This window comes from Flavobacterium sp., from assembly GCF_041392005.1.
Lineage (GTDB): Bacteria > Bacteroidota > Bacteroidia > Flavobacteriales > Flavobacteriaceae > Flavobacterium.
In genome coordinates this window covers 1-24,408 of the sequence record NZ_JAWKMX010000018.1, presented here as the reverse complement: position 1 = coordinate 24,408, position 24,408 = coordinate 1, and the positions used below count along the sequence as shown (strand labels likewise).

General features: G+C 29.8%; 26 protein-coding genes and 1 tRNA gene. 9 read left to right on the top strand and 18 right to left on the bottom strand.

Annotated features, from left to right (window positions below):
* Window positions 1-12: 12 nt before the first annotated feature.
* Window positions 13-2,478, top strand: a complete 2,466-nt coding sequence (locus tag R2808_RS08840; protein WP_371270609.1) for a DUF5686 and carboxypeptidase regulatory-like domain-containing protein — start codon at window positions 13-15, stop codon at window positions 2,476-2,478.
* Window positions 2,479-2,522: 44 nt separating this feature from the next.
* The gene (locus tag R2808_RS08835; protein ID WP_371270608.1) at window positions 2,523-2,942 is read left to right on the top strand and encodes a hypothetical protein; all 420 of its coding nucleotides are present in this window, start codon (window positions 2,523-2,525) and stop codon (window positions 2,940-2,942) included.
* A 98-nt stretch (window positions 2,943-3,040) separates the two neighbouring features.
* On the opposite strand, the gene murA is transcribed toward R2808_RS08835, so the two are convergent.
* Genes murA through R2808_RS08820 form a run of 3 tightly spaced genes read right to left on the bottom strand, consistent with a single transcriptional unit; the run spans window position 3,041 to window position 5,317 of the window.
* Window positions 3,041-4,351 carry a UDP-N-acetylglucosamine 1-carboxyvinyltransferase gene (gene murA, locus R2808_RS08830; RefSeq protein ID WP_371270607.1) on the bottom strand — a complete coding sequence of 437 codons (1,311 nt, stop codon included), beginning with the start codon at window positions 4,349-4,351 and terminating at the stop codon, window positions 3,041-3,043.
* 6 nt (window positions 4,352-4,357) lie between these two features.
* Window positions 4,358-5,029 (bottom strand): DUF4290 domain-containing protein, encoded by a 672-nt coding sequence (locus R2808_RS08825; RefSeq protein ID WP_371270606.1) that lies wholly within the window; start codon window positions 5,027-5,029, stop codon window positions 4,358-4,360.
* 3 nt (window positions 5,030-5,032) lie between these two features.
* Window positions 5,033-5,317 carry a DUF493 family protein gene (locus R2808_RS08820; RefSeq protein ID WP_371270605.1) on the bottom strand — a complete coding sequence of 95 codons (285 nt, stop codon included), beginning with the start codon at window positions 5,315-5,317 and terminating at the stop codon, window positions 5,033-5,035.
* A gap of 120 nt (window positions 5,318-5,437) precedes the next feature.
* Between R2808_RS08820 and R2808_RS08815 the strand changes: the two genes are divergently transcribed.
* The 5 genes from R2808_RS08815 to R2808_RS08795 all read left to right on the top strand — a co-directional run bounded on the left by R2808_RS08815 (window position 5,438) and on the right by R2808_RS08795 (window position 9,915).
* Entirely contained in the window at window positions 5,438-5,977 is a 540-nt protein-coding gene (locus tag R2808_RS08815) for an AAA family ATPase (RefSeq protein ID WP_371270604.1), read from the top strand.
* 5 nt (window positions 5,978-5,982) lie between these two features.
* Window positions 5,983-7,875, top strand: a complete 1,893-nt coding sequence (locus R2808_RS08810; protein ID WP_371270603.1) for an ATP-dependent DNA helicase RecQ — start codon at window positions 5,983-5,985, stop codon at window positions 7,873-7,875.
* Window positions 7,868-8,815: a methionyl-tRNA formyltransferase gene (gene fmt, locus R2808_RS08805; RefSeq protein WP_371270602.1), complete on the top strand. Its 948-nt coding sequence runs from the start codon at window positions 7,868-7,870 to the stop codon at window positions 8,813-8,815. Before R2808_RS08810 ends, fmt begins: the two co-directional genes overlap by 8 nt.
* Before the next feature lie 174 nt (window positions 8,816-8,989).
* A complete protein-coding gene (locus tag R2808_RS08800; RefSeq protein ID WP_371270601.1) occupies window positions 8,990-9,268 on the top strand; it encodes an HU family DNA-binding protein in 279 nt (92 codons plus the stop codon).
* An 89-nt stretch (window positions 9,269-9,357) separates the two neighbouring features.
* Window positions 9,358-9,915, top strand: coding sequence for a YqgE/AlgH family protein (locus R2808_RS08795; RefSeq protein WP_371270600.1), 558 nt, complete (start codon window positions 9,358-9,360; stop codon window positions 9,913-9,915).
* Here R2808_RS08795 and R2808_RS08790 read toward each other — a convergent pair.
* Window positions 9,908-10,747 (bottom strand): aminotransferase class IV, encoded by an 840-nt coding sequence (locus tag R2808_RS08790; RefSeq protein ID WP_371270599.1) that lies wholly within the window; start codon window positions 10,745-10,747, stop codon window positions 9,908-9,910. The two genes, R2808_RS08795 and R2808_RS08790, sit on opposite strands and share 8 nt — an antisense overlap.
* A gap of 60 nt (window positions 10,748-10,807) precedes the next feature.
* Window positions 10,808-11,200, bottom strand: coding sequence for an START-like domain-containing protein (locus R2808_RS08785; protein ID WP_371270598.1), 393 nt, complete (start codon window positions 11,198-11,200; stop codon window positions 10,808-10,810).
* A gap of 156 nt (window positions 11,201-11,356) precedes the next feature.
* On the opposite strand from R2808_RS08785, the gene R2808_RS08780 reads away from it, so the two are divergent.
* Together R2808_RS08780 and R2808_RS08775 are read left to right on the top strand one after the other, a co-directional pair.
* Window positions 11,357-11,430, top strand: a tRNA-Met gene (locus R2808_RS08780).
* Between the two features lie 67 nt (window positions 11,431-11,497).
* Window positions 11,498-12,709 carry a tyrosine-type recombinase/integrase gene (locus R2808_RS08775; protein ID WP_371270597.1) on the top strand — a complete coding sequence of 404 codons (1,212 nt, stop codon included), beginning with the start codon at window positions 11,498-11,500 and terminating at the stop codon, window positions 12,707-12,709.
* 81 nt (window positions 12,710-12,790) lie between these two features.
* Here the strand turns inward: R2808_RS08775 and R2808_RS08770 are convergent, their stop codons facing one another.
* From R2808_RS08770 to R2808_RS08710, 13 genes are all read right to left on the bottom strand, one after another.
* On the bottom strand, window positions 12,791-14,542 hold the full coding sequence (locus R2808_RS08770; RefSeq protein ID WP_371270596.1) for an ATP-dependent endonuclease: 1,752 nt from the start codon (window positions 14,540-14,542) through the stop codon (window positions 12,791-12,793).
* Between the two features lie 155 nt (window positions 14,543-14,697).
* Complete coding sequence (locus R2808_RS08765) at window positions 14,698-14,880, bottom strand: hypothetical protein (protein ID WP_371270595.1); 183 nt, start codon at window positions 14,878-14,880, stop codon at window positions 14,698-14,700.
* A 12-nt stretch (window positions 14,881-14,892) separates the two neighbouring features.
* Window positions 14,893-15,783, bottom strand: a complete 891-nt coding sequence (locus tag R2808_RS08760; protein WP_371270594.1) for a relaxase/mobilization nuclease domain-containing protein — start codon at window positions 15,781-15,783, stop codon at window positions 14,893-14,895.
* Window positions 15,784-15,819: 36 nt separating this feature from the next.
* Window positions 15,820-16,158 (bottom strand): plasmid mobilization relaxosome protein MobC, encoded by a 339-nt coding sequence (mobC, locus tag R2808_RS08755; protein ID WP_371270593.1) that lies wholly within the window; start codon window positions 16,156-16,158, stop codon window positions 15,820-15,822.
* 140 nt (window positions 16,159-16,298) lie between these two features.
* Window positions 16,299-16,784, bottom strand: a complete 486-nt coding sequence (locus R2808_RS08750; RefSeq protein WP_371270592.1) for a hypothetical protein — start codon at window positions 16,782-16,784, stop codon at window positions 16,299-16,301.
* Window positions 16,784-17,020: a hypothetical protein gene (locus R2808_RS08745; RefSeq protein ID WP_371270591.1), complete on the bottom strand. Its 237-nt coding sequence runs from the start codon at window positions 17,018-17,020 to the stop codon at window positions 16,784-16,786. The genes R2808_RS08750 and R2808_RS08745 overlap by 1 nt, the downstream gene beginning before the upstream one ends.
* The gene (locus R2808_RS08740) at window positions 17,007-17,549 is read right to left on the bottom strand and encodes a hypothetical protein (protein ID WP_371270590.1); all 543 of its coding nucleotides are present in this window, start codon (window positions 17,547-17,549) and stop codon (window positions 17,007-17,009) included. The genes R2808_RS08745 and R2808_RS08740 overlap by 14 nt, the downstream gene beginning before the upstream one ends.
* A 449-nt stretch (window positions 17,550-17,998) precedes the next feature.
* On the bottom strand, window positions 17,999-18,547 hold the full coding sequence (locus R2808_RS08735; RefSeq protein ID WP_371270588.1) for a hypothetical protein: 549 nt from the start codon (window positions 18,545-18,547) through the stop codon (window positions 17,999-18,001).
* Between the two features lie 243 nt (window positions 18,548-18,790).
* Window positions 18,791-19,309, bottom strand: coding sequence for a hypothetical protein (locus tag R2808_RS08730; protein ID WP_371270587.1), 519 nt, complete (start codon window positions 19,307-19,309; stop codon window positions 18,791-18,793).
* A gap of 160 nt (window positions 19,310-19,469) precedes the next feature.
* On the bottom strand, window positions 19,470-19,994 hold the full coding sequence (locus tag R2808_RS08725; protein ID WP_371270586.1) for a hypothetical protein: 525 nt from the start codon (window positions 19,992-19,994) through the stop codon (window positions 19,470-19,472).
* 622 nt (window positions 19,995-20,616) lie between these two features.
* Window positions 20,617-21,864, bottom strand: coding sequence for a hypothetical protein (locus tag R2808_RS08720; RefSeq protein WP_371270585.1), 1,248 nt, complete (start codon window positions 21,862-21,864; stop codon window positions 20,617-20,619).
* Between the two features lie 1,224 nt (window positions 21,865-23,088).
* Window positions 23,089-23,505 carry a hypothetical protein gene (locus R2808_RS08715; protein WP_371270584.1) on the bottom strand — a complete coding sequence of 139 codons (417 nt, stop codon included), beginning with the start codon at window positions 23,503-23,505 and terminating at the stop codon, window positions 23,089-23,091.
* Window positions 23,506-23,523: 18 nt separating this feature from the next.
* On the bottom strand, window positions 23,524-24,408 hold an 885-nt coding region (locus R2808_RS08710), incomplete at its 5' end, for a polymorphic toxin-type HINT domain-containing protein (RefSeq protein WP_371270583.1).

The window sequence follows — 24,408 nt, the reverse complement described above, 5'->3', positions numbered from 1 at the left end:
AGGAGTAAAAAAATGAAACAATTTTTTGCAATTGCGTTTTTGTTTTTTAGCATATTTTTAGTAGCTCAAATTAAAGGTAAAGTAACCGATGCAAAAAATAATCCGCTTCCGTTTGTTAATATTTATATCGAAAATACGTATTCGGGTACTACAACTAATGAATTTGGCGTTTATGAGCTAAATTATTTCGAAACCAATGAAATAACAGTTGTATTTAAATATTTAGGGTACAAAACCCAAAAGCATACTGTAAATTTAGCCAAGCAACCTTATGTTTTAAATGTTGTTTTGGAAGAAGAAAGCTATAATTTAAACGAGTTGTTAATAAGCAATGCCGATAATCCGGCAAATCAAATTATACGCAAAGCAATAGCTTCTAAAAAGAAAAATACAATGCGTACCGATAAATTTGAAGCCGATTTTTATTCGAAAGGTATTTTTAGAGTAAAAGATATGCCAAAGAAAATTTTGGGACAAGAAGTTGGCGATTTAGACGGTAATATTGATTCTACAGGAAGTGGTGTTATTTACCTTTCGGAAACTGTTTCTAAAATAAAATTTGAAAAGCCAAATAAGTTAAGAGAAGAAATTATTGCGTCTAAAGTAGCAGGAAACGATAATGGTTTTAGTTTTAATACCGCTTTAGATACCGATTTCGATTTTTATAATAATTATGTAGCGTTTAATATTAATATGATTTCGCCTCTGGCGAATAATGCTTTTAGTTATTATAAGTTTTCTGTAGAAGGTACTTTTTACGACGATAATAATCAGTTAATAAATAAAATTAAACTTACACCAAAGCGCGATAAAGAACCCGTTTTTGAAGGTTTTATTTATATTGTCGAAAATTCGTGGGCAATTTACGGTGTAGATGTTGCCGTAAAAGGCTACCGTATGCAGCAACCGGTTTTAGAAACGTTACAACTTGTTCAAAACTATAGTTATAACGAAAACAACAAACTTTGGATAAAAAATGTACAATCGTTAGATTTTAAAGCAGGTTTTTTAGGAATTAATTTTACTGGAAAATTTACACACGTATTTAGTAACTATCAATTTAAAGATGCGTTTGAAAACAATACGTTTGGAAAAGAAATTATAAGTTTCGACAAAAATGCCAATAAAAAAGAAAATAGCTATTGGGAAGAAAACAGGCAAATTCCATTAACCGAAGAAGAGGTTGAAAATTATCATAAAAAAGATAGCATTCAAACACTTCGAAGCTCGCAAGTATATTTAGATTCTATCGATAAAAAAAACAATAAATTTAAACCGTTTGATATAATTTCGGGTTATAGTTACAAAAACAGTTATAAAAAATGGCGTTTTAATTATGAAGGATTGCTCAATTTTTCTTCTATAAATTACAATACGGTTCAAGGTTGGAATTTAGATAGCGGTTTTAGCTTCACAAAATACAATGAAGAAAATAGAAAATATACTCGAGTTTCATCAACGTTTAACTATGGTTTTTCTGAAGACAGGTTGCGTGTTACAGGTCAGTTTTATCATCGTTTTAATGGTTTTAATCGAGCTTATATTAATGCAGAAGGCGGAAGTGCTGTTAGTCAATTTAACAAATCAAATCCAATAAGTAATTTTGTTAATACTATAAGTACACTGTTTTTTAAAGATAATTATATAAAACTATACAACAAAGAATTTGTTAGTGGAACATATGGGCAAGAAGTGGTAAACGGAATCTTTATGTCGGGTAATGTTGAGTACGAAAAACGAAAACCATTATTTAATACTACAACTTATGTTTTTATAAAAAATGATGATGCGTTTTTGTCCAATAATCCGTTAGAACCGTACAATTATAATGCTACACCATTTGCTACACATTATATTATGAAAGCAAGCGTGCGCGCTTCGTTTAGTTTTAATCAAAAATATATTTCGCGTCCCGATGGAAAATTTAATATTAGCGATTCTAATTATCCTAAACTTAGCATTGGTTATACCAAAGCTTTTGCGGCAACCGAAAGCAATTATCAGTACGATTATATTAATGCAACTGCTACATACGATAAAACATTTGGCAACAAAGGAACTTTTTCAACACAATTAAATGCTGGAAAGTTTTTTAATGCTGATGCTATTGCTTTTATAGATTATAAACATTTTAACGGAAACCAAACGCATGTGAACTTTCGTGGCAACTATTTAAACAGTTATAGTTTGCTGCCGTATTATTCAAATTCTACAAACGATGCGTATTTAGAAATGCACTTTCAGCATAACTTTAACGGATTTATTATGAATAAAATTCCGCTTTTAAACAAGTTACAATGGAATTTAATTGGCGGATTTCATCAAATAAACGTACCAAATTATAAACCGTATCAAGAATTTTCGGTTGGTTTCAATAATATTGGTTTTGGTAAATTCCGTTTTCTACGAATCGATTATGTTCGCGCTTATCAAAATGGTTATTTAGGCGATGGATTATTGTTTGGTATTTCCTTCTAATTATTTTTCTTATTTTTGATGGTGTAACTTTTAAAACAGAAACAATGACAAAACCAAGTACTTCTTTTTGGATTATAAGCGTATTAGCGCTTATTTGGAATTTAATGGGTGTTAATCAATACATTATGCAAGCCTATAACACCGATTCTTTTCGAGCTAACTTTACCGAAAGTCAATTAGCTTTAATAGACGCTACTCCAGCGTGGGCAACTGCTGCATTTGCAATTGCTGTTTTTGCTGCCGCTTTAGGTTGCATTTTGTTACTTTTACGAAAAAAATGGGCAACTACACTTTTTATTATTTCTTTTATCGCAATAATTGTGCAAAATATAGATGGTTTTAATCGCTATAATTTTTCAGATTATAATGGTTTTTCAATTGCCATGACAGTAATGATTCCGCTTATTGGGTTGTTTTTAATTGGGTATGCTAAACAAGCCGAAAAGAAAGGTTGGATTGCCTAACTCGAAGTTTAAATAGTAAAAATATAAAAAGCTCGGAAATTTTAAACCCGAGCTTTTTTATGTTTATTAAGCCTAAACGAATATAGTATTGTTACGCATTATACGCGTACAATGTTTGCGCCTATTTCGCGTAAACGTTCGTCTATACGTTCATAACCTCTATCAATTTGTTCAATGTTTTGAATAGTGCTCGATCCTTTTGCTGAAAGAGCTGCAATTAACAATGAAATACCAGCTCTAATATCGGGCGATGTCATGGTTGTAGCCTTTAATTGCGATTGAAAATTGTGTCCAATAACAATAGCACGGTGTGGGTCGCATAGTATAATTTTAGCACCCATATCTATTAATTTATCTACGAAGAATAAGCGACTTTCAAACATTTTTTGGTGAATAAGTACTTCGCCTTTTGCTTGTGTAGCAACTACTAAAATAATGCTTAATAAGTCGGGCGTAAAACCTGGCCACGGCGCATCTGCAATTGTTAATATAGAACCGTCAATATCGGTTTTTATTTGGTATCCTTCTGTATGCGCAGGTATAAATATATCGTCGTTTTTACGTTCAATGGTGATTCCTAATTTAGCAAAAACTGCAGGAATTTGTCCTAGGTTTTCCCAGCTCACATTTTTTATAGTAATTTCGCTACGTGTCATGGCGGCAAGACCAATCCACGAACCAATTTCAATCATATCGGGTAATATATGATGTTCGCATCCTTTTAAACTTTCGACACCTTCTATATGCAACATATTAGACCCTACACCCGAAATTTTGGCACCCATAGCGTTTAACATTTTGCAAAGTTGCTGTAAATAGGGTTCGCAGGCAGCGTTGTAAATAGTAGTAGTTCCTTCGGCAAGTACAGCAGCCATTACTATATTAGCTGTTCCTGTAACCGATGCTTCGTCTAAAAGCATATAGGTTCCTTTTAATCGCGATTTGGTTTCTACGCCATAAAAGTGTTCTTCTCTAACATATCTAAATTTAGCGCCTAAATTTATAAAGCCCTCAAAATGAGTATCTAATCGTCTTCTTCCAATTTTATCACCGCCAGGTTTTGGAATATAACCTTTTCCAAAACGAGCCAAAAGTGGGCCAACAATCATTATAGAACCGCGTAATGAACCACCTTCTTTTTTAAAAGCTTCGGTTTCTAAATAGCCTACATTAACCTCGTCTGCTTGAAATGTGTAAGCGCCGTGCCCAATTTTTCTAATTTTTACGCCTAAATTTCCTAATAGTGTAATAAGTTTATTAACATCAATAATATCAGGAATATTTTTTATGGTTACCTTTTCAGGTGTTAACAATACAGCACATAAAATTTGTAGTGCTTCGTTTTTTGCTCCTTGTGGTGTAATTTCTCCTTTTAACGATTTACCACCTTCTATTTTAAAAGTTCCCATTAAGGTTTAATTTCTTTTAGAATTACGTTGATTATTTTTTTTCTTAAACTGGTTTTTTGAACCGTTGTTTTTGCCGTGTTGCGATTTATTCGATGCTTTTTTATTCACTTTTATTAAATTTTGCGAAGTAGAAAGCTCTTCGTTTGATGTTTTTAAATTTATTTTACCATTTGAAAGTTCGTATAGGTGTTCAAAAATTACGTCGTCTTCAACGGTTTCTTTGTTCCAACTTAAATACGATTTTTTCATATGATTGGCAATAACCAAAATTAAAGCAGTTTTTAAATCACCATTTTCCCATTTTACAGCAACATTTATCATTCGCGATATATTGTTGCCATAAAAACGGTATTTTGGAAAGTTTTGCGGATAGGGTAGTGGTTCTGGTTTTTGGTTTAAAACTTCTTTTGAAGGAATAGGAAAAGGCGAATCTACATCTAATTTAAAATTAGACATTATAAACAATTGATCCCATAATTTATGCTGAAAATCGGGCACATCGCGCAAATGAGGGTTTAAAGTTCCCATTACTGCTATGGCATATTGTGCCGCTTTGTTTCGTTCTTCACGATTTTCAATAACGGTAATTTGGTCTATTAATTTTTGTAAATGTCTGCCGTATTCTGGAATAATTAATTCGGTTCGTTGCGAATTGTATTCTAATGTTGTATTTTCCATTTTTTATAATGAAATTATGCCTTCTATTGTGGCTACTTCTTTGTATTTTTCAATAACACTATCGGGATTTTTCATGGTAACATTTATAGAAATGCTGGTATATTTTCCGGTTTTAGATTGATGAGTAGCAATAACGGCTCCCATGTCGTTAAAAGCCTCTTCAACTTGCTTAATCTTTTCATTTTCAGACGGAACAATAAATTTATACAAATATTCTGAAGGCCAAATAGAAGTATTGCTTAACTCCTCTTTTAATCGCGTATAAAATTCTTCTGTTTTTTTATCCATATTTTTTTTAATACTAAAAGCAAATATACTCTATTAACTTCAAAAAAAAGAGTAAAACGAATATTTTTTAGAACTTGCTATACTTTTTAAAAAAAGTTACTTTTGCGCTTTAAATGTAATATGAAAAAGGAATTAATAGTAATAGCTGGCGGACCAAGTACAGGTAAATCTACATTATTAAAAGCATTAGAAGCTAGTAATTTTATTTGCTATCCCGAGATTTCTCGCGAAGTTATTAAAGAAGCACAAGAGCAAGGTATTGACCAACTTTTTTTAGAAGACCCACTGCTTTTTAGTGAAAAATTGTTAAACGGAAGGATTAAGCAATATAACGAGGCTATGCAAGAGAATGAAACGGTTGTTTTTTTAGATAGAGGCATACCCGATGTGTTGGCTTATTTAAATTATAAAGGCGATAAATATCCACAAAAGTTTGTACAAGCATGTGAGTGTTACCAGTATTCAAAAATTTTTGTTTTACCACCTTGGCAAGAAATTTATACTACCGATACAGAACGATACGAAACTTTTGAGCAAGCTACTATAATTCAGCAACATTTAATTAATACATACGAAAGTTTTGGTTATAATTTAATACATTTACCTAAAGATACTGTAGAAAATAGGTTAGCTATTATTTTAGAACACCTTTCAAAATAAACTTTATGACTGAGGCTTTACAGCTATTACAAAAATATTGGAAACACAACAGCTTCAGAGAACCACAAGAACAAATTATAAATTCTGTTTTAAGTGGTAACGATGCGTTAGCGCTTTTGCCTACAGGCGGAGGAAAATCGGTTTGTTACCAATTACCGGGATTAAAAATGCAAGGTATAACTTTAGTTATATCGCCCTTAATAGCTTTAATAAAAGACCAAGTAGAAAGTTTACAAAAAAAAGATATTAAAACTATAGCACTTTTAGGTGGGCTTTCGCAAAATGAAGTTTCTAATTTATTTGATAATTGTCTTTATGGAAATTATAAATTTTTATACCTATCACCAGAACGCCTTAACCAAGATTGGATATTAGAACGATTAAAGCAACTACCCATAAACCTTGTAGCTATAGATGAAGCACACTGCGTAAGCCAATGGGGACAAGATTTTAGACCAGCCTATTTAAAAATTAAAAATTTAAAAGAATATTTTCCTAAAACACCTTTTTTAGCCTTAACAGCATCTGCAAATTCTTTAGTTCAGCACGATATTATTTCCTTGTTAAATTTAGATAATCCTAAAGTTTATAAAAAATCATTTTATAGAGAAAATATAGGCTATCATGTTATTGAAACAGAAGATAAACTTTCGAAAGTAAAAAATATACTTATAAAAAACCCGCAATCGTCTATTATTTATGTTCGTAATAGAAAAGCTACAATAGAGGTTTGCAAACAAATACAAGCTTTAGGCTTTACGGCATCGTACTATCATGGTGGTTTATCGTTTAAAGAAAAAGAAGATAGCCGCTTGCAATGGATGAACAATACCACACAAGTAATGGTTGCAACCAATGCTTTTGGTATGGGCATTGATAAACCCGATGTAAAAACAGTTATACACTACCAATTACCCGAAAATTTAGAAAATTATTACCAAGAAGTAGGTAGAGCAGGTCGCAATGGAAATGCCGCATTTGGTATTTTATTAACCAATAAATTCGAAATTAATTTTGCAGAAACGCAGTTTAAAAACAATATGCTAGATGCAAAATTTTTAAAAGAAGTTTATAAAAATTGTAATACTTTTTTTCAAATTCCATACGGAGAAGGTTTTAATCAAGAGTTTTCGTTTAACCTTAATACGTTTTGTTTACGTTATAATTTACCGGTTTATAAAACCTTTAATGCACTTCAGTTTTTAGATAGGCAAAGCGTTATAACACTATCGAATGAAAACGGCGAAAAAATAAAACTTCAATTTATTATTTCTAGTAAAGAGGTCATTCGTTATAAAAGTTTGCACCGGCATCAAGAAACTGTTATCGAAACTATATTGCGTACTTATACAGGAATTTTTGATAATGAAGTATCGGTAAATCCAATTCTTATAGCAAAAAAAGCAAACACTACGCAAGAAGCAGTACTACAAGCAATTCATCAGTTTCATAAAGATGACGTAATTTCACTTCAAATACACACAACCGATAGTAAAATTACTTTTAACGAAGTTAGAGAAGACGATTTAACAATAAATAAAGTAATAAAATATTTAGAAACTCAAAATAAAGTTAAAGCTGATAAATTTAATCGTTTGCTTCAATTTATTAAAGATGAAACTACTTGTAAAAGCAATTTGCTTTTACACTATTTCGACGAAGAAAAAACTACGAAATGTGGTATTTGTTCTTATTGTAAAAATCAAAATCAGATCAATCATCAAAACAATGTTTTAACGGTACTAAATATTTTAAAGGGAAAATCATTAACTTTAAAAGAAATAGAACCTAAAATTAATCTATCATCAAAAGAACTTATTGCTACAATAAGACTGCTATTAGATAACGACGCAATTAGCTTAAACGAAAACCAACAATATTACCTAAAAAATGAATAAATTACGAATTGTATTTATGGGAACTCCAGATTTTGCAGTAGGAATTCTCGATACTATATACCAGCATAATTACGAAATAGTAGGTGTTGTTACCACAGCCGATAAACCCGCGGGTAGAGGCCAAAAAATACACGAAAGTGCAGTTAAACAATACGCTGTTTCTAAAGGTTTAAGAGTATTGCAACCTACAAATCTAAAATCGGAAGAGTTTTTAACCGAATTAAAAAGTTTAAATGCAAACCTTCAAGTTGTTGTAGCTTTTAGAATGTTGCCTGAAGTAGTTTGGAAAATGCCACAATTGGGCACTTTTAATCTTCACGCTTCGTTGTTGCCAAATTATAGAGGAGCAGCACCAATAAACTGGGCCATTATTAACGGCGAAACCCAAACAGGCGTAACCACTTTTTTTATTGATGATAAAATTGATACAGGCGAAATGATTTTGCATAAAGAAACGCCAATACAAAAAAATGAAACCGTAGGTGAGCTTCATAATAAATTAATGCTCTTAGGCAGCGAAGCTGTTTTAGAAACGTTAACTAAAATACAAAATGGAAATGTAAAAACCCAAAAACAAAACGATACTACACAATTAAAAGCAGCACCTAAACTCAATAAAGATAACTGTAAAATTGATTGGACAAAACCAGGAATCGATATTTATAATTTAATTCGAGGTTTAAACCCATATCCTGCGGCGTGGTCATTTATAGAAGATAATAATAATGAATGGACTGTAAAATTTTACGATGTAGATTTTATACCAGAAAATCATTTTCATGCCATTGGCGCTGTAATTGCAACAAAAAAAGAATTAAAAATTGCCGTTACAGATGGTTATATTCAAGTAAAAAGCTTACAATTTCCAGGAAAAAGAAAAATGAAAAGTAACGAGCTTTTAAATGGCATTAATTTTTCTAAAAAAGCGCTTGCAAAATAAAGAGATAGCCAAGATTATAGCTGCTTTTTTACTGCAAAAGGGAAACGTTATTAACAAAACAACGGTTTTTTCAACATTTTTAACTAAAAAACACTTAAATACTTGCATAATTCGGCAATAGGTATAACTTTGTGCTATAAATTTTGTTTAACCAAATTGTAAATCATTTTTATTATGAACAAATCAGAATTAATCGATGCAATGGCGGCTTCTGCTGGTATAACCAAAGCTGCTGCAAAATTAGCTTTAGAATCAATGTTATCAAGTGTAGAAGGAACTTTGAAAAAAGGAGGAAGAGTTTCTTTAGTAGGTTTCGGTTCATGGTCAGTTTCTAAAAGAGCTGCTAGAGAAGGAAGAAATCCTCAAACTGGTAAAACTATAAAAATTGCTGCTAAAAATGTAGTAAAATTTAAAGCAGGTGCAGATTTAGACGGAGCAGTTAACAAAAAATAATAATTGTTTTATCTTCAAATAAATCCTAGCTTAGCTAGGATTTTTTTTGTTTTCTAAGTATTTTTTTTAACTTTAGTAAAAAAATAATTATGGCTATGGTGCCTCAAAAGGGAAGTTTGCTTATATCAGAACCTTCTGTATTAGGCGATGCAGAATTTAATCGTTCGGTAGTTTTAATAACAGAGCACAACAGCGAGGGTTCGGTTGGGTTTATTTTAAACAAACCATTACAATACACTATTCAAGATTTAGTGCCAGAACTTAAAGCATCTTTCACGGTTTTTAACGGCGGTCCTGTAGAGCAAGATAATTTGTATTTTATTCACACAATTCCAAATGTTATACCTAACAGTATAGAAATTTCAAACGGAATTTATTGGGGAGGCGATTTTACTACAATTCAACAGCTAATTAATGAAGAAAAAATTAGCAAACAACAAATTCGCTTTTTTTTAGGCTATAGTGGTTGGGAACCCAAACAATTAGAAAACGAAATAAAATTAAATTCGTGGATTGTTGCACAAAATACATTTAAAGAAAAACTTTTAACACAGCCTGTAAGCAATTTTTGGCAAGAAAAAATTAAAGAGCAAGGAGGCGATTATGTGTTGTATTCTAACGCACCCTCGGATCCAATTCTTAATTAAGCATTATTTGTGCATTTAATCGTTTTATAAGTTCTAAAGCAAAAACAGTAGTAAACTCTTTTTTTCGATATTTAGTTACCGATTGAATGCCAGTAATTACATTTGTTAAAAACAATTCGTCTGCTTTTTGTAAATCGAAAGGTGAAATGGATTTTTCAACAACCTCTAAATCTTCAATTTTTTTAGCCATACGAAGCACTTGTTTTCGCATTATACCATTTAAACAACCGTCAGAAACAGGTGGTGTTATTAATTGGTTTCCTATTATTATAAACACATTAGCATTTAGTGCTTCAATTACCATTTTTTCATTATTTAATAACAAACAATTTTGATAACCATTTTCGTTAGCAAAAATGCTTCCCGTTATATGAATCATTTTATTGTTTGTTTTTAACGATGAAAACAGTTGTTTAGTAACATAAGCGTCTTTGTAAAGTTCAATTTCATAAGCATCGCTATTAGAAGCTGTATAAATATTGTTTTTTAACTCTGAACAGGTAACTATAAATTCAATATTATTTTCATTAGGTAAATAGTAACCGCCAGGCACTCTAAAAACAGTAAAACGCACTCGAAACGTAGTTTGATTTGCGTAAGATTGGGTTATTTTTAAAATTTCAGCTTCAAAAAATTCCATAGTAAAATTCATTGGAATTTCCATTCTACAAATACGCATAGAAGCCATTAATCTAAAATAATGATCTTCTAAAAATAATACTTTATTGTGTACTACTTTAATGGTTTCAAATAAGCTGTCGCCTACTAAAAAACCTCTATTGTTTATAGCAATAGTTGTAGTTTCTTGAAGTGTTCCGTTAACATTTACCATAAAAAAATCCCGATTTTTAAAATCGGGACAAATATAACCTTTATAATTGTAATGAAAATACTATGTTGAGCCTAAAACTTGTTTTAAATCGGAAATTTGATTTTCCCATAATAATTTTGATTCTTCAATTTCGTCTTCTTCGGCAAAATCGACAACCAAAATAGAAACATCTTTAGTTATTTCGTCTTCTAAGATTTTTAATTCAAAAAAATAATCCGAATCGTTTCCTTCTTCATCAATCCATTTAAATTTTACACGTTCTCCTGTTCGTTTCGATACTAGTTTTGCTTTTTCTTCCGAATCGTCCCAAATAAAGGTAAACATTTCGCCTCTCGAATTTACGTTGTCTGCAAACCACTCTGAAAGACCAGAAGGTGTAGCAATATATTGATATAATAGAGATGGCGAAGCATGAATAGGAAATTCCATCTCGTATCGAACTTTATCTTCCATTGATTAAAAATTTAATTTTCGAAATATATAGAGAATAATTTTAAAATACAAAATACAGCGTATAAAAAATGTAAAAAAAAATAAAAAAATATGTTTGCGTTAAAAAGAATTAATTTTATATTTGCACCCGCATTCAAGAATGTGATACCAACATTTGGCGAGGTAGCTCAGTTGGTTAGAGCGCAGGATTCATAACCCTGAGGTCACGGGTTCAACTCCCGTCTTCGCTACAAGGTTAAAAAAATCGAAAAAATCAGTTTTTATGCGGGATTAGAGCAATTTAATCCCGCTTTTTTTATGTCTAATTTATTACGATATTTGCAAAGTGAACACGATTTTGAACACGATTTGAAAAAAAAGAAAAGATTTTCAGAACCAAAAATTTACGACGCTAATGGTGATTTATCTAAGCGTTGGTATGTCTATTTTTCTTTTAGAAAAGTTGAAGATAGTCTTTTAGAAAGATTTCCAAATAACATTTATGCTCCACAAAATTTAGATAAAAAAGAACGAATTGAATGGTTAAAAACTATTCAACGTAATTTATCTGTGCTTTTAAAAGATGGATTTAACCCTTATAATCCTGAAAATAAATTTGATTTTGATAACGAGCAAGAAGGGAAATCAATAAAAGAAGCTTTTGAATTTGCACTTAATATTAAGAAAAGTACTTTAGCTGTAACCTCTTATAAAGGATTAGAAGGTCGAATATTGAGATTCGAAAAGTGGTTAGAAGAAAACGGCTTTAAAAATAGATTAATTACATCAGTGAATAAAAAAGTAGTGACCACTTATCTTAATGAAGTGTTAATTACTACATCAGCAAAAAATAGAAATAATACAAGAGCAGATATAAGTACCATTTTCTCTACACTAGAACAAAATGAAATTATTCCTTTAAATTTTGTTCAAAAAATTCCTGTATTAAAAAGTAAACCCGAAAAAAACAAATCATACTCAAGTAATGAAGAAACTAAAATATTCGACTATTTAGATAAAAACAATAAGTTACTTTCTCTTTATGTTAAGTTCATTTCGTACAACTTTTTGAGACCGGTTGAAGTAAATCGTATTACAATTGGAGATATTGATTTAAATGATAAAATATTAAAAATTAAAACCAAAACTGGATTTAAATTAAAACGAATACCTCAAGTTCTTATTGATGAATTACCTAACCTAACAAATTATCCTAATGATGCATTCTTATTTGGAAGAAAAGATTTTGGTCAATATTGGGAAGCTAATGAAACAAGCAGAAGAAATGATTATTCAGATTATTTTTTTGAAGTAAAAAAGAAATTTGGTTTAGGTAAAGATTATGGACTTTATAGCTTTAGACATACGTTCATTACTAAACTCTACAATACTTTCACTAAAGAAATGACCCCAGAGGAAGCAGAATCCAATATTATGGCTATAACTGGACATTCAAGCAAAACTGCGCTTAGAAAATATTTAAGGGAAATAAATGCTTATATTCCTGAGGATTATTCTAAGTATTTATAAAATGATGGATTTAATATAATTATTGATTCCTCTCCATGTCATTTTTGTTTACTTAAGTGTGATAATAAAATTTATCATTAATTAATTGTGATCTACTATATTTTTTAGAAATTTTACAATTGGTACAGTATTTATTTCTTCAGAATTTAAATTTGGTTTTAAAACATCTTTCCAATATAAGTTTTCATTATATGGTTTACCATCAGATGCTAAATAATTATTACTGTATTTTAAATTATCTTTTATACTTTCTTGCTGATGAGATGGTTCGAAGGTAGGAACATTTACATGGAATAAGCCAACAGAATAATCAACTTTTTCATAATCTGATTTTAATTGTTGATAAATTGATTTTTGGATACCAGTTTCAAAAGGGATTAATCCGTAATTATCTAACTCCTTCACTTCAGCTGCATCTGAATCACAGATAACATGATATTTTATATTGAAACGTGAAAATATTTTTTGGAAAAAAGGAATATTGTTGACTGTACCACAATTAACTATAAAAATATCTTTATCTATTTGTACTTCATTGAAATAACCTCTCAAAATAATCTCTTCAGTTGGTCCTTCAATTAAAACAACTTCATCTGCATAAAAAGATTCACATATAAAAGGATTAAATCTTAGAATCTCATTCATTTCCTGCTTTAACTCTTCTTTAGTTTTAATTTCTTTTGAATCTTTTAAAAACTCATCGTTTATCTGAAATAAACGTGTACCTTCATTATGCTTAGTCATTCTTACTAATGAAGATTTTTCTTTTGTAATATCAATCATTTGAGGTGAATGTGATGCACATAATACTTGATAAGGTGTATCTGTTTCACTTACTTTATAAATCAATGTACGAAGTTGTTTCATTAATTTAGGGTGTAAAAACAATTCAGGTTCTTCGAATAGTACAATATAATCCTTTCTATTATCAACTCTTTCAAATTCTTCTGCAACGTCCTTCATTAATAACAATGAAAAAATAGCTGATCTGACTGCGCCATGACCGATTCTCTCATGACTAGTTGGAATTGTTTCATCTTTTTCTCCATTATTATTTTGTTCAAAATGAATAGCAAAACTTTTACCAATTGAATTCTCAGTCCACTTTGTTTTATCTTTTTCACTTAATTCAATTTTAGTATTTGGAAATAATGACTGAAAATATTTATTTACCTCTTCCTTGTAAGATTGAATTGATTCAGGGTTGTACAGTTTATCTTGTAATTCTTGAATTTTAGCTTGTGCTTCTTTTAACTCTAGTCGATCTTTATCTTCTAAATTAGCATTAGCCTTTTGCTTAAGTATCTCATTAATTATAGCTTCACCTTCCGCTTCGGTTGGCATTGCTTTTATGAAAATTGGAGTAGGTAATGCAGCTTGAAAAACAGTATCTAATCCAATACCTCCATAATTTTTTGCAACCCAACCATTTTGCTCATAATCCCAAGTGTAGTTTTCTGTCTTTTCAAATGAAATTTTAGCACCTATTTTGGGTTTAAGTACTCTTTTTATTTTAAGTAAATTATCTGGATTAAGCCATTTTTTCAAACCTTCTTTTTTATTCGCGATAGAATCTTTTTGAAAATCAAATTCATCTAATTGAAGCACCAGTTCAAATTCAATAACATTTTCAGGATTCATTCTGTAAATATCTTCAACTGCTGCCGAAGTATTTTTATAAAAGAACTCATAAGCTTTTAAAAAGCTTGATTTACCAACATTGTTTTGTCCTAAAAGAAAGATAGTATTAGAATTATTAAATTCAATTGTATTGTTTTCTAATCCACCAGTTATTCCTCTAAAATTGTTTACACCAAAAGATATAATTTTCATAATTCCTACTCTTTATTTTATATTTTATACAATATTGTAATTATCACGATAATAATATAATCAACTTATCTTTTTATAACAGTTCAAATATATATCTTAAAACAGGTAATTTCAATACGTATTTACACTTAATTTTATACGTATAAATACTTATTTTATTTAGTTTTCAACTTCCTCAAAAGATATTCCGTAGCTTCCGCATCAGAGATGAGCGGTTTTTTTTTCGTTTTTTTAGTGGTTGTTAAAGAAGCCGAAACAACCCCCAACATTTTATACAGCCTTTCGACTTCCTGTTGAGGAAGAGCTTGTATTACGTTGTATGCTGTTTCGGCTTTCATGTATTTGTTTAATTATCTTCTACGTCTTAATCGAGGTTTATTTACTTTTTCTGTTCCAGGATTTTCTCCCAAATCTGTTTTTGGTTTCTGACTATAGTTGAAGCTATTTGGTTCTGAAGTGTTTCTAACTCTTCTTGCTTCTTGCTGATTTTCTTTAATTCTTCCAGTATTTTTGAGAATAACTGGATCGACTCTGTTTTGTTCATATAATTTAATTTTAAGTTTATTCCATGAAAGGTTTCTATTCACTTGACTTCCTTTGTAGGTTTTTCCTTTGTATTCAAAGGAAATACCCGATATTTTTCCCTCTTGGCTCGCATTAAGTTTTACATTGACTTTTTTCTCTTTAAGTTTCTTTTCAAAATCAAAAATGGATAGATTATGTTTTATAATCTCATTTATGATTCTTTGAAGTTCTAATCTTTCCGGAGCTTCACCTGTTCGTAAACATTTTTCAATTTCACCTTTAGAAAGAACATTTGATTCTTTACTTTCTTTTAAAATGGTTAGATTATATTTTAATTCTAATTTTCTAACTATTGCTTCACTTCGTTTATAATCATGTGAATCACTTACTACATCACCAGAAAACATCACGCGGTTCGCCACAATATGGACATGAGAATGATCTTGGTCTAAATGTTTATAAATTATGTATTGATTATCGTTAAAACCCATTCCTTCTAAATATTCTCGAGCTAGGTCTGTGAATTTCTTATCTGAAAGCGAATCGGTATAAGGTAAACTAAGCGATGTATGATAAACTGCTTTCGATAGATTTGGTCTTAACTGCCGTATTAAATTAAATTCTCTAGTTTGCATGGCTACTTTATCAGAAGTTAAATTGGTTTCTAAAACACTTCCGTCTCCTTTATCTACTTTCTTTTGATTATAGCAAAGCACCCCATAAAAATCTTTTTCCTTTTATTTGTTTGGCTATCATCCTAATAATTCGGTTTTAATCGAATTCAACATTTGCTTTAGTTCTTTGAATTTCCTTTTGAAAACATATTTATCTAAAAAATTCTGATTTGATTTTTTTGCTAACTGATTTACATTATTTCCAATTCGACTAAGCTCAATTAGCAACTCACGATTAATTGGAGATATAGCATGCTTAGGTAACTGTTTATTCAATGCTCTTTTACGGACATACTCCACAACAGTTAGTCCATAGGTTTTTGATTGACTTTCTATTAATAATAAGTCTTCACAAGTGAATCTCACGTTTACTTGAAACACTTTTAGGTGATTGATATGAGATTTTGGTCGTGCCATAATTTCTATTTTAAAAATTTCAGGTTTTCAATAGCAATAACATGAAAAAGAAAACCCATCTAAATCATTCGTTAGAACAAATTTAAATGGGCTATCATTTGTATACTATAGTTGCCGTACAGCTGTTTGTACGGCAAATTCTATTCCTCTATTATATGATAAAGTTTTACAATGTCATCTTGTGCTTCATTGCCTACAATATAGAAATCTGGCATACTCGCTAGTAGTCCTATAGTTTCTCGATATTCTTTTAAGGAATTCTTATCATTACCATAATAATTAAAAGGATTTTTTGGGTGTGTTTCCTGTGGGGTGTTAAATTTTGATTTATCTCTGTTTTTTATTTTAAACCTTCGTTTTGATTCGTCTTCAATTTCGCTAAAAACTATCAGCTCTTTATCGTAGCTTTTTAATTTATAATATCTTTCTTGAAGTATAACAACAAGAGCTCTTCGTCTTGATAAAGATGATTTAATAGTAAAACCGTCAAGCCTGTTTGCAGCATCTTTGAGATCTGAAAGAAATTTTTGAAGAAGTTTTAAGTTAAACGAAGAATCACCATTAATTATTGAATGATATTTTACATCATACTTTTCTAAAACTTCAAAAAGTGTTACTAAGTCCATTATAATTTTGGCCCTCCCAAACCTCTATTGTTGTTCCAACGTAGTGTGAATGATTTATTAATTATCTTTTTGTAAACATTTTGATTAATTACTAACTTATGCATTTTATCTCTAGCTACATTAGTTACCAAACCATATTCCATTTTATTACCTTTTGAATTTGTTAACTTTTCTTTTAAGGACAATCCTATTAAAAACTGTTCCGAAAGCGGAAAATTATAGTCATCTGCCTTCATTATTTGTTGCGCTATTTTTCCATAGGATCTTCTTCTTCTTCAAAGCATTCGGAAGTTTAGCACTATAAAAGTTTAACTCTCTTTTGTCTATAATTACATTAGAAAAATTTTTCATGAAAAGTTCACCATATTCAAAACTTCTAATTGGCATATAATCTAACATGGCTACGGAGATGAATTCATGTATTTCAGGATTATTGAAAACATAATTTGGATCATACTTCTTTTCTGCAAAAGATTCCAGCCAGTCCTTTTTAAAGCCTTCAAGATTTTCTAATATTTGTCTTCCGAAGTCTCTGCTTGTATTCAGTATTTCAGATTTTTCAGAAGCAATAAAATTGTTAAGTTCATTCCATTTTTCCCTATCTTCTAAAGAATGAAATTGTGAAGAAAAAATTAGTGAAATAATTGATTTTAACTCATCCAAATTCAATCGAATAGAACTTGAATTTTGCTCTTTTAATCGAGTTGAAATTTCATTATAACTAACCCGATTGTAGTCTTTACTTTCTAATAATTTTATTTGCATATAAATAGATTTTAATTCAAAAATAAACAAATATTTTAAACACAAAAACCTGATATTCAGTTACTTATATATAAAATATTTATAAAAAAATTAAAATATAAATATTATTTATATACTTTTTGAGTCACTTTAAAAGGAAATTTTAATTAATGAATTAATTGTCAAGTATTTAATTGAAAAAATCTAAATAAAGCCTAATGATTTTATCCAAAAAAAAGTTCATTGAAATAAAATTTAATTTTTTTTAAAAAAATCGATTTTCAAACACAATCAATCAAAATTGATTAAAAAATATTGTAATTCAAGCAGGGTGTGGGGTGCAACCCTGCCAAGCCTGCGAACGAAGTGAGCACGTTTTCGCTAGCGAAAACATGGCTTGCTTCATGACAACCCGAAAGTTTGGAGTTTCTCAGTTTTGGTCTTTCATTATATTTAAAATGAATAGGAAATTACTCTGTTATTAGTTCAATTGCATGTAATATTTCTGAAATTGATTCTTTATTTATAACACTCAAATCGATTTCGTTAACTAATCTTGAGATTTGATTTTGTAATAGTTCTTGCACTTCTTCATTTAATCCACTTTCTTCTGGTTCATACAACTTCTGAGCAAAATATCTTCCTAGTTTTACTTCGAACTCTTCTTTAGTATATTTAGAATCATCTTTATTTTCAAAATCATCAATATGATTCAAGTAATTTTCATTTAAAGTTAAAAACTGAAGTGCGGATAAATCATTTTCATCTAATTCATTTAAAAATGTATTTATATGTTTTTCAACTTCTTCTAAAGTGTCTGGATAAATATCTCCTTGGTAATAATATATTGTTTCCAGTAATGGATTAATATTTTTTGGTTTAAGTTTTGAACTTTTTTTAGAACAGTAGGGAAATGAAAACCTGAAAAGAAACTCTTTTAATAAATTTCTTTTCGCATACCTACACAATACTTCATTAATTTGTTTGGTGACAATTAATTTTTCATCTACCGTAATCATACCTTTGAATTTAATATTATACTAAAGTTTTATCTTTTGTGCATTTGGCAAGAATATCTAAATATTCATTCTCAGTGATTTCGCTATCATTTATAAAGTTAGTTAAAAATAGGTCTGACAAAAAGATAGCGAAAAACCTTTTAACAAAATAATTGACTTCTTTTAGAGAATAGTATTCTTCTATTTTACCAACTATAGCTTGTCTGATTGCAGGAATATTTTTGATATCAAATATAATAGCGATTAACTTTTAGATTCAATCATTGGATTATTATCCAGGTCATAATCATCTAAATCATCGTCATTTGGGAGAAGATAATTCGCCATTTCTTCAAATAAAACTGCTTCTGTAATTTCTATATAAGTTGGTTTTAATCTATTTGTTTCAGTTTCATTTTTAATAAATGAGATATCTAAATCTTCAAATGTAAATACATTATCATCAAAAAACTTTTCTAGAGGTTCAATTTCCAATTGAATTTGTTCCCAAATTTCAGCATTTGCAATCTCAATATGTGTTCTACCTCGAAAACCTTTTCCCCATAAATCCGCTTCTCTTTCTAAAGTTGTATTTGCCTTAATGATTAAATAATTTTCAAGTTTATTCCAAGTTTTTAATTGATGGAATGTTAGTGGATACTCTTCACGAATCCCAGTTTCAATCCATGAATAATTTTGAAGTAATGCTAATTCATAATCTTCAATAGTATGTCTTAATTCAAGACGACTAATTAATGATAAAAGGGTTGTTCTGTCAATCATATTAAATTATTTTTAAGAATTTGAAAATGAACAAAAATGAGTTAGTTCATCGAGATGTGCCATTGTGGCCACAAAAACTTCGTTTTTGCATCCAAAATAGCGATCTCGCTTTTTTCTCCCGAAGGTCGCAAAAAGATTATATAAAAGTAATCTGTAAAAGTTAAACTAATGTTTTAGCTTGTAAATATTGGTCTAAAATTTCTTGATATTCTTTTTCGGTAATAGTATTTGGTTCAGAGAATTTAAAATTGAAAATATCTTCAAAGAACAAATCAAAATATAATGCAACAAACGCATTCATTTTACTAGATTTACCATATAATAATATCATGTCTTGAATATCATCAGCAGTTAAATCTACTTCCGGATTGATATTTTTATAACCAAGTAAAAACTTAAACATTACAAATGATTTAAATTCAATGTCGTGAAGTAAAATTTTTACAACAGACAATCTATCTGCTTCAGTAAATTTTGAAAATGCTTCAGTAAGGCATTCAAATAAATAAATTGAAGATAATTTTAAATTTTCTTCCGTTCTCTTTGTATTAATAAGATTGACAAATGATGTATTTAGCTTTACATTTTTTACCTCTTTAAAGTCTGGTTCATCAAAATTTTGAAATAAGACCTTGTTGATTAATGGTTTTAAAACTCCATAAGTTTGTTTGATTATATTTTCCATAGTACCTAATTTAAAAAGCGTGGAACTAAAATCAATCCGTTACTGAGGTACTAGGATACCCGACAACCAGAAAGACTCAGCCCACGCCTGGATTAGGCACGGGCGTAAGTCTATCTATTATTCGGTTGTCTTGAAGATTCCTAGTTTTCAGTAACCAATAAAGATAGCTTACGCTAGTGTTAATATTTTCGAATGGTAAAGTTAAGAAAAAGTATTTGAAATGATTGTTTAAAATTTGTTGTTTATATTGAATATTACTCAAAAAAGAAATTCAGTTGATTTTTTTTGAATAGTTTAGAACAATCTAAAATAATGTTTCTTCTTATTTCGATGGATTAATTCTCGATAAAATTTTGAAATAACTAATTTTATCGTTCATTAAAATATTGTAATTCCTACTTTGTTTATTTTATTTCCTGTAACAAATATGATATACAGCCTAGTTTGCATCTTTTCTTTTAATTGCTAATATCTTACTATTCATCATTAGACGTTTCGTAATGATGATTTCTCTTTAAACATCTTCTTTTATAAGCTGATTTATGTAAATACGGTTTGAGTTTTTTTGCAATTTTTGTTAAATTATCGTTGGGTTTGATTTTGTACATCATGGTATTAGGTATTAGTTGCGTTTTAAATAATTTATTGGGTTTTCTCTAGCCATTAAGTCAAATTCTTCTGTTGATAAACTTGATTTGGTTCTTGCTAATAATTCTTTTTCTGAATTGTGATTTCTAACTACATAGAAATCGGTACCAAACAAAATTCTTTCTTTTAATGCTGGGTTGCTTAATGTATGCTTTAATAGAGGTACAATTTCCTGTTCGTGAATTATATAACTTAAATCTGCATATATATTTGGGTATTGCATTATTAAACTAGAAATTATAGTATACCAGTCGGCATTTTTCCATATATCCATTAATCCTCCGTAACTTTGGTTAGGGTCTTTTGTGTTTATGAATTTAATACCTGTTGAATCATCTGCCATTTTATGTGAGTAGTTGTCCCTATCTCTTTCTAAAAATTTTTTCCATTCGTCATCGCCACCATAATGGCCAAAACATATTTTTAAATTGCTTAAATCGGATGTAATTGTATCTGTTGCTTCTGAATAGCCAAATAAATCAAAGAGTTCTGGTTTGTTGCATTTTTTTATCCATTCTTTTAATAAAAAAGGCTCAAGTAAACATAGATAATTTAATGGATGTGTAAAGTCGAGTGAATATTCAATGTTTTTGCTTTTTGACAATAACATGTATTCATCGGGAAGTTTAACATCTTTTATGATTGGATGATAATACCATTCTTTTCTTTTGTTACCTCTATAAAAAATAGTGCCTCTTATGCAATGTGTCATAATAGGTAGGTTGTTATCAGCTGCATATTTCCATAATGGTAGTAATTTTTCATCGAAAGGGAAGTAGCCTAAGGCTGGATAAATTTTAAAGCCTGCGAAATTTGCTTTTTCAATATAGTCTTTAATGAAGCAATCTTCTAAAACTACTTTTCCGTTGTCATTCCTCCATTTGAAGAAATCGGCATAGCCTACATTTTCTCTGCGTGGGTCAACAAAAACGAAAGGATGAATGGTATTTGGATTTTTTTGTTTTATTTTTTTTAGCTTTTCCATTTGGGTTTGGTAACTGCCGATAGCTTTTACTTTGCCTGCATCCATAAATTCCATATCCATTGGTAGCACTACAAATTCTGTGTTTTTTGGATATTGTTTTATTAGTCTTTTGAATATAGCGTTTTGTTCCTGATAATAAGCAAATCGACCAATGCTTACGTAACGTGTCATGAATTTTAGTTGGTCTTCATTTATAAATAGTAGTGATAGTTTTTTTGAGTTTCGTATGATCATCATTGCTATTTTTCTACCATATGGAATTGCTACTAGTGTAAATAGAATTATACCTATTTGTACTGCGTCATTTTTTAGGAATTCTAAATTTGGGATATTGTATAATTTAGTAAGTAGCTTTTCACAAAAATCAATATGTTTAAAGAAGTATTTGAATACTATGTAGGAAGAGAAAATTACTATTAGAAAACCAAAAACATCTACTATTGTTCTCAATATTCCAAAGCTTTGCCATACTAATTTTAACTTGACTTGGTTCTTTTTTAAATTGCTGTTTTGAAAGCTAAAATTGAATTTATATGGACTATACTTGTGGGTAAACCAAAATTTACAAATACCAATTATTAAAGGTACTGTTAATATTTTGTATAAGATTGCTGGCATGAATTTTTTCCCAATGTATGGTGGAATATTATCTCCGGTAAAAATATGGGTATGGCAGTTTATGATTGGTTTTTTACTCATCTTTTCGAATTTAATCGAAAAATACCACTAATGAGTTTACTTGTCAATGAGTATTTATACTTATTTTAGTACAAGATTGAAAATAAAAATTTCTGTTCATTTTTATTCTTTTAATGAGGGTGCTTATTACAATTTTTAAAATTCTAGAGGTACTGCGAATGCCCAAACCTTCTTATGTAAATCTTATTATTTTTTGATTAATATCCTGATAATAGGTGTTGTAGGGGTGCTTGCAACCTGCGTTTTGTTGCACAATTTGCATTTATATCATACTTTTTTTGCTGTTGATGTGCCGTGTTTTATCAGTTTTTCGTTGCAATAATTGCATAATGCAGCGCCACCCACACGTTTGATACACGAAGTAAAGTTTTCTTTCATTTTAACGAATTTAAAGCGTTAAAAATAACAAAGACGACCGTTTGGTCGTCTTTGTTATTAAAATTATTTTTTATTTCGTATTGATTATCAATATGTTGTGATTTTATTTTTATAAAACCACACGTTTGATACATTACCAGTTGTGTCCTGCTTTTAATACTTTGAATAATCTACCAAATTTAAGAATATTTCCCACACCTGAAAAGGTAGTAAGTATATCTACGGTATATTCGCCAGCGGTAAACACGTTTTCCCAAAAAGCTTTGTCTGTGTGCGTGTATAATAAAAAGGCGGGTAGTTTTGTAAAAATTATTTTCTTCTTGCTCAGGATCTTTGTAAATAAAAGTTAGCACGAACAAACGCTCGTGCCAACTTAAATGTTTTTTAACTCCCTAAATCTACAAAATAAACAGGAAAACCCTTATGGTTTGGGTCTTGGTCGGTTGAAAAGGTAAGTCCTTCAAAGAAATGATGGTCTTCGTTTTCTAAATCATTTCTTAGTGAATTGTGCATTTTAAATAACAATTCTTTTGGAGTAAAAGATGTGCCATTATCTGCCAAAAGTTCCACTTGTGGTTCTGCAATTTCATCATCATCCGTTTTTGGAAAAATAACGTATTGCAAAATTACTTTGGGTGCTTTAATGCACACTTCATTCCATTTGATGGGTGGATATTTGCCTTTGTAACCAATGCTTTTATGATATTCTTTGAAAGCATTTTGAAAATCATCTGGATTAGAATACGATGGTTCTAAAAATGTCCAATAAATGTCTTTAAATAATATTTCGGGATAGTTCATTTCTTTTGATATTTTTGGTTACACATAATAACGACAAGGATTAAAGTTTGGAAAATCTTTTTTGATTTTATCAAATGTTCGTTTTGAAACAGGATTTTTCTTATTGAACAAACCTTTGCCATTTATTCTTTTGCCTCCTCTAGTATTGAGTTCGTACATTTCGGTTATAGCTGCTTCAAATGGGGTCATTTTAAAAGGACCAGGCTTACCATTAATAATTAACTCTTGAGGTAATTTTTTACTAATACCAACGAATTCTTTTTTGGCAGGAGTTTTGTTGTATTCTGTTAAATGTTGGTCAGCTCTTTTGGTTAAACCTTGCGTTGTTTGTCCTACATAAGTTGGTTTATTGTTATAATCCAAATATTCATAAAACTCAAAATAAAATAGTTCTGTATTAGTAAACTTCAATTTTTTGCTATCGTTATGGGTTAATATTTCATCTTCTCCAGCATAATAGTTGTGGTTTTGAGCAACTTCTAGGTTGTATGTAGGTACATCTTCTTTAATGATTACTAATTTTTTAATAGCTACTAGATTTTGTTGGGCATCTATGAGTTGCATATCTAATTTTAATTGGCTGGCTGCTATCCATTTGTTTTCTTTTGGCACATAAAATAAATGGGCACCCGTTACTTTTAAAACATCCTTTTCGGTATGTAATGCTAGATATTTTTCTGCATAATTAGAAAAGGTTTGTACAACGGTTTGGTATTCTGTTTTTTGGGTTTCAAAATTAAAAGACAAAACTTTTGTGCCTGTTTTAATGGTTTCAATGGCTACCAAACCACTTTCTGTTTTTACTAATGTGCCTGCTAAAAAGCATGGTTTTTTGGGTGGTGTTGGCGGCGGGAATAGATCTGTATATTTATATTCTTTCCACATTTGTTCTGGTGTTTGTTT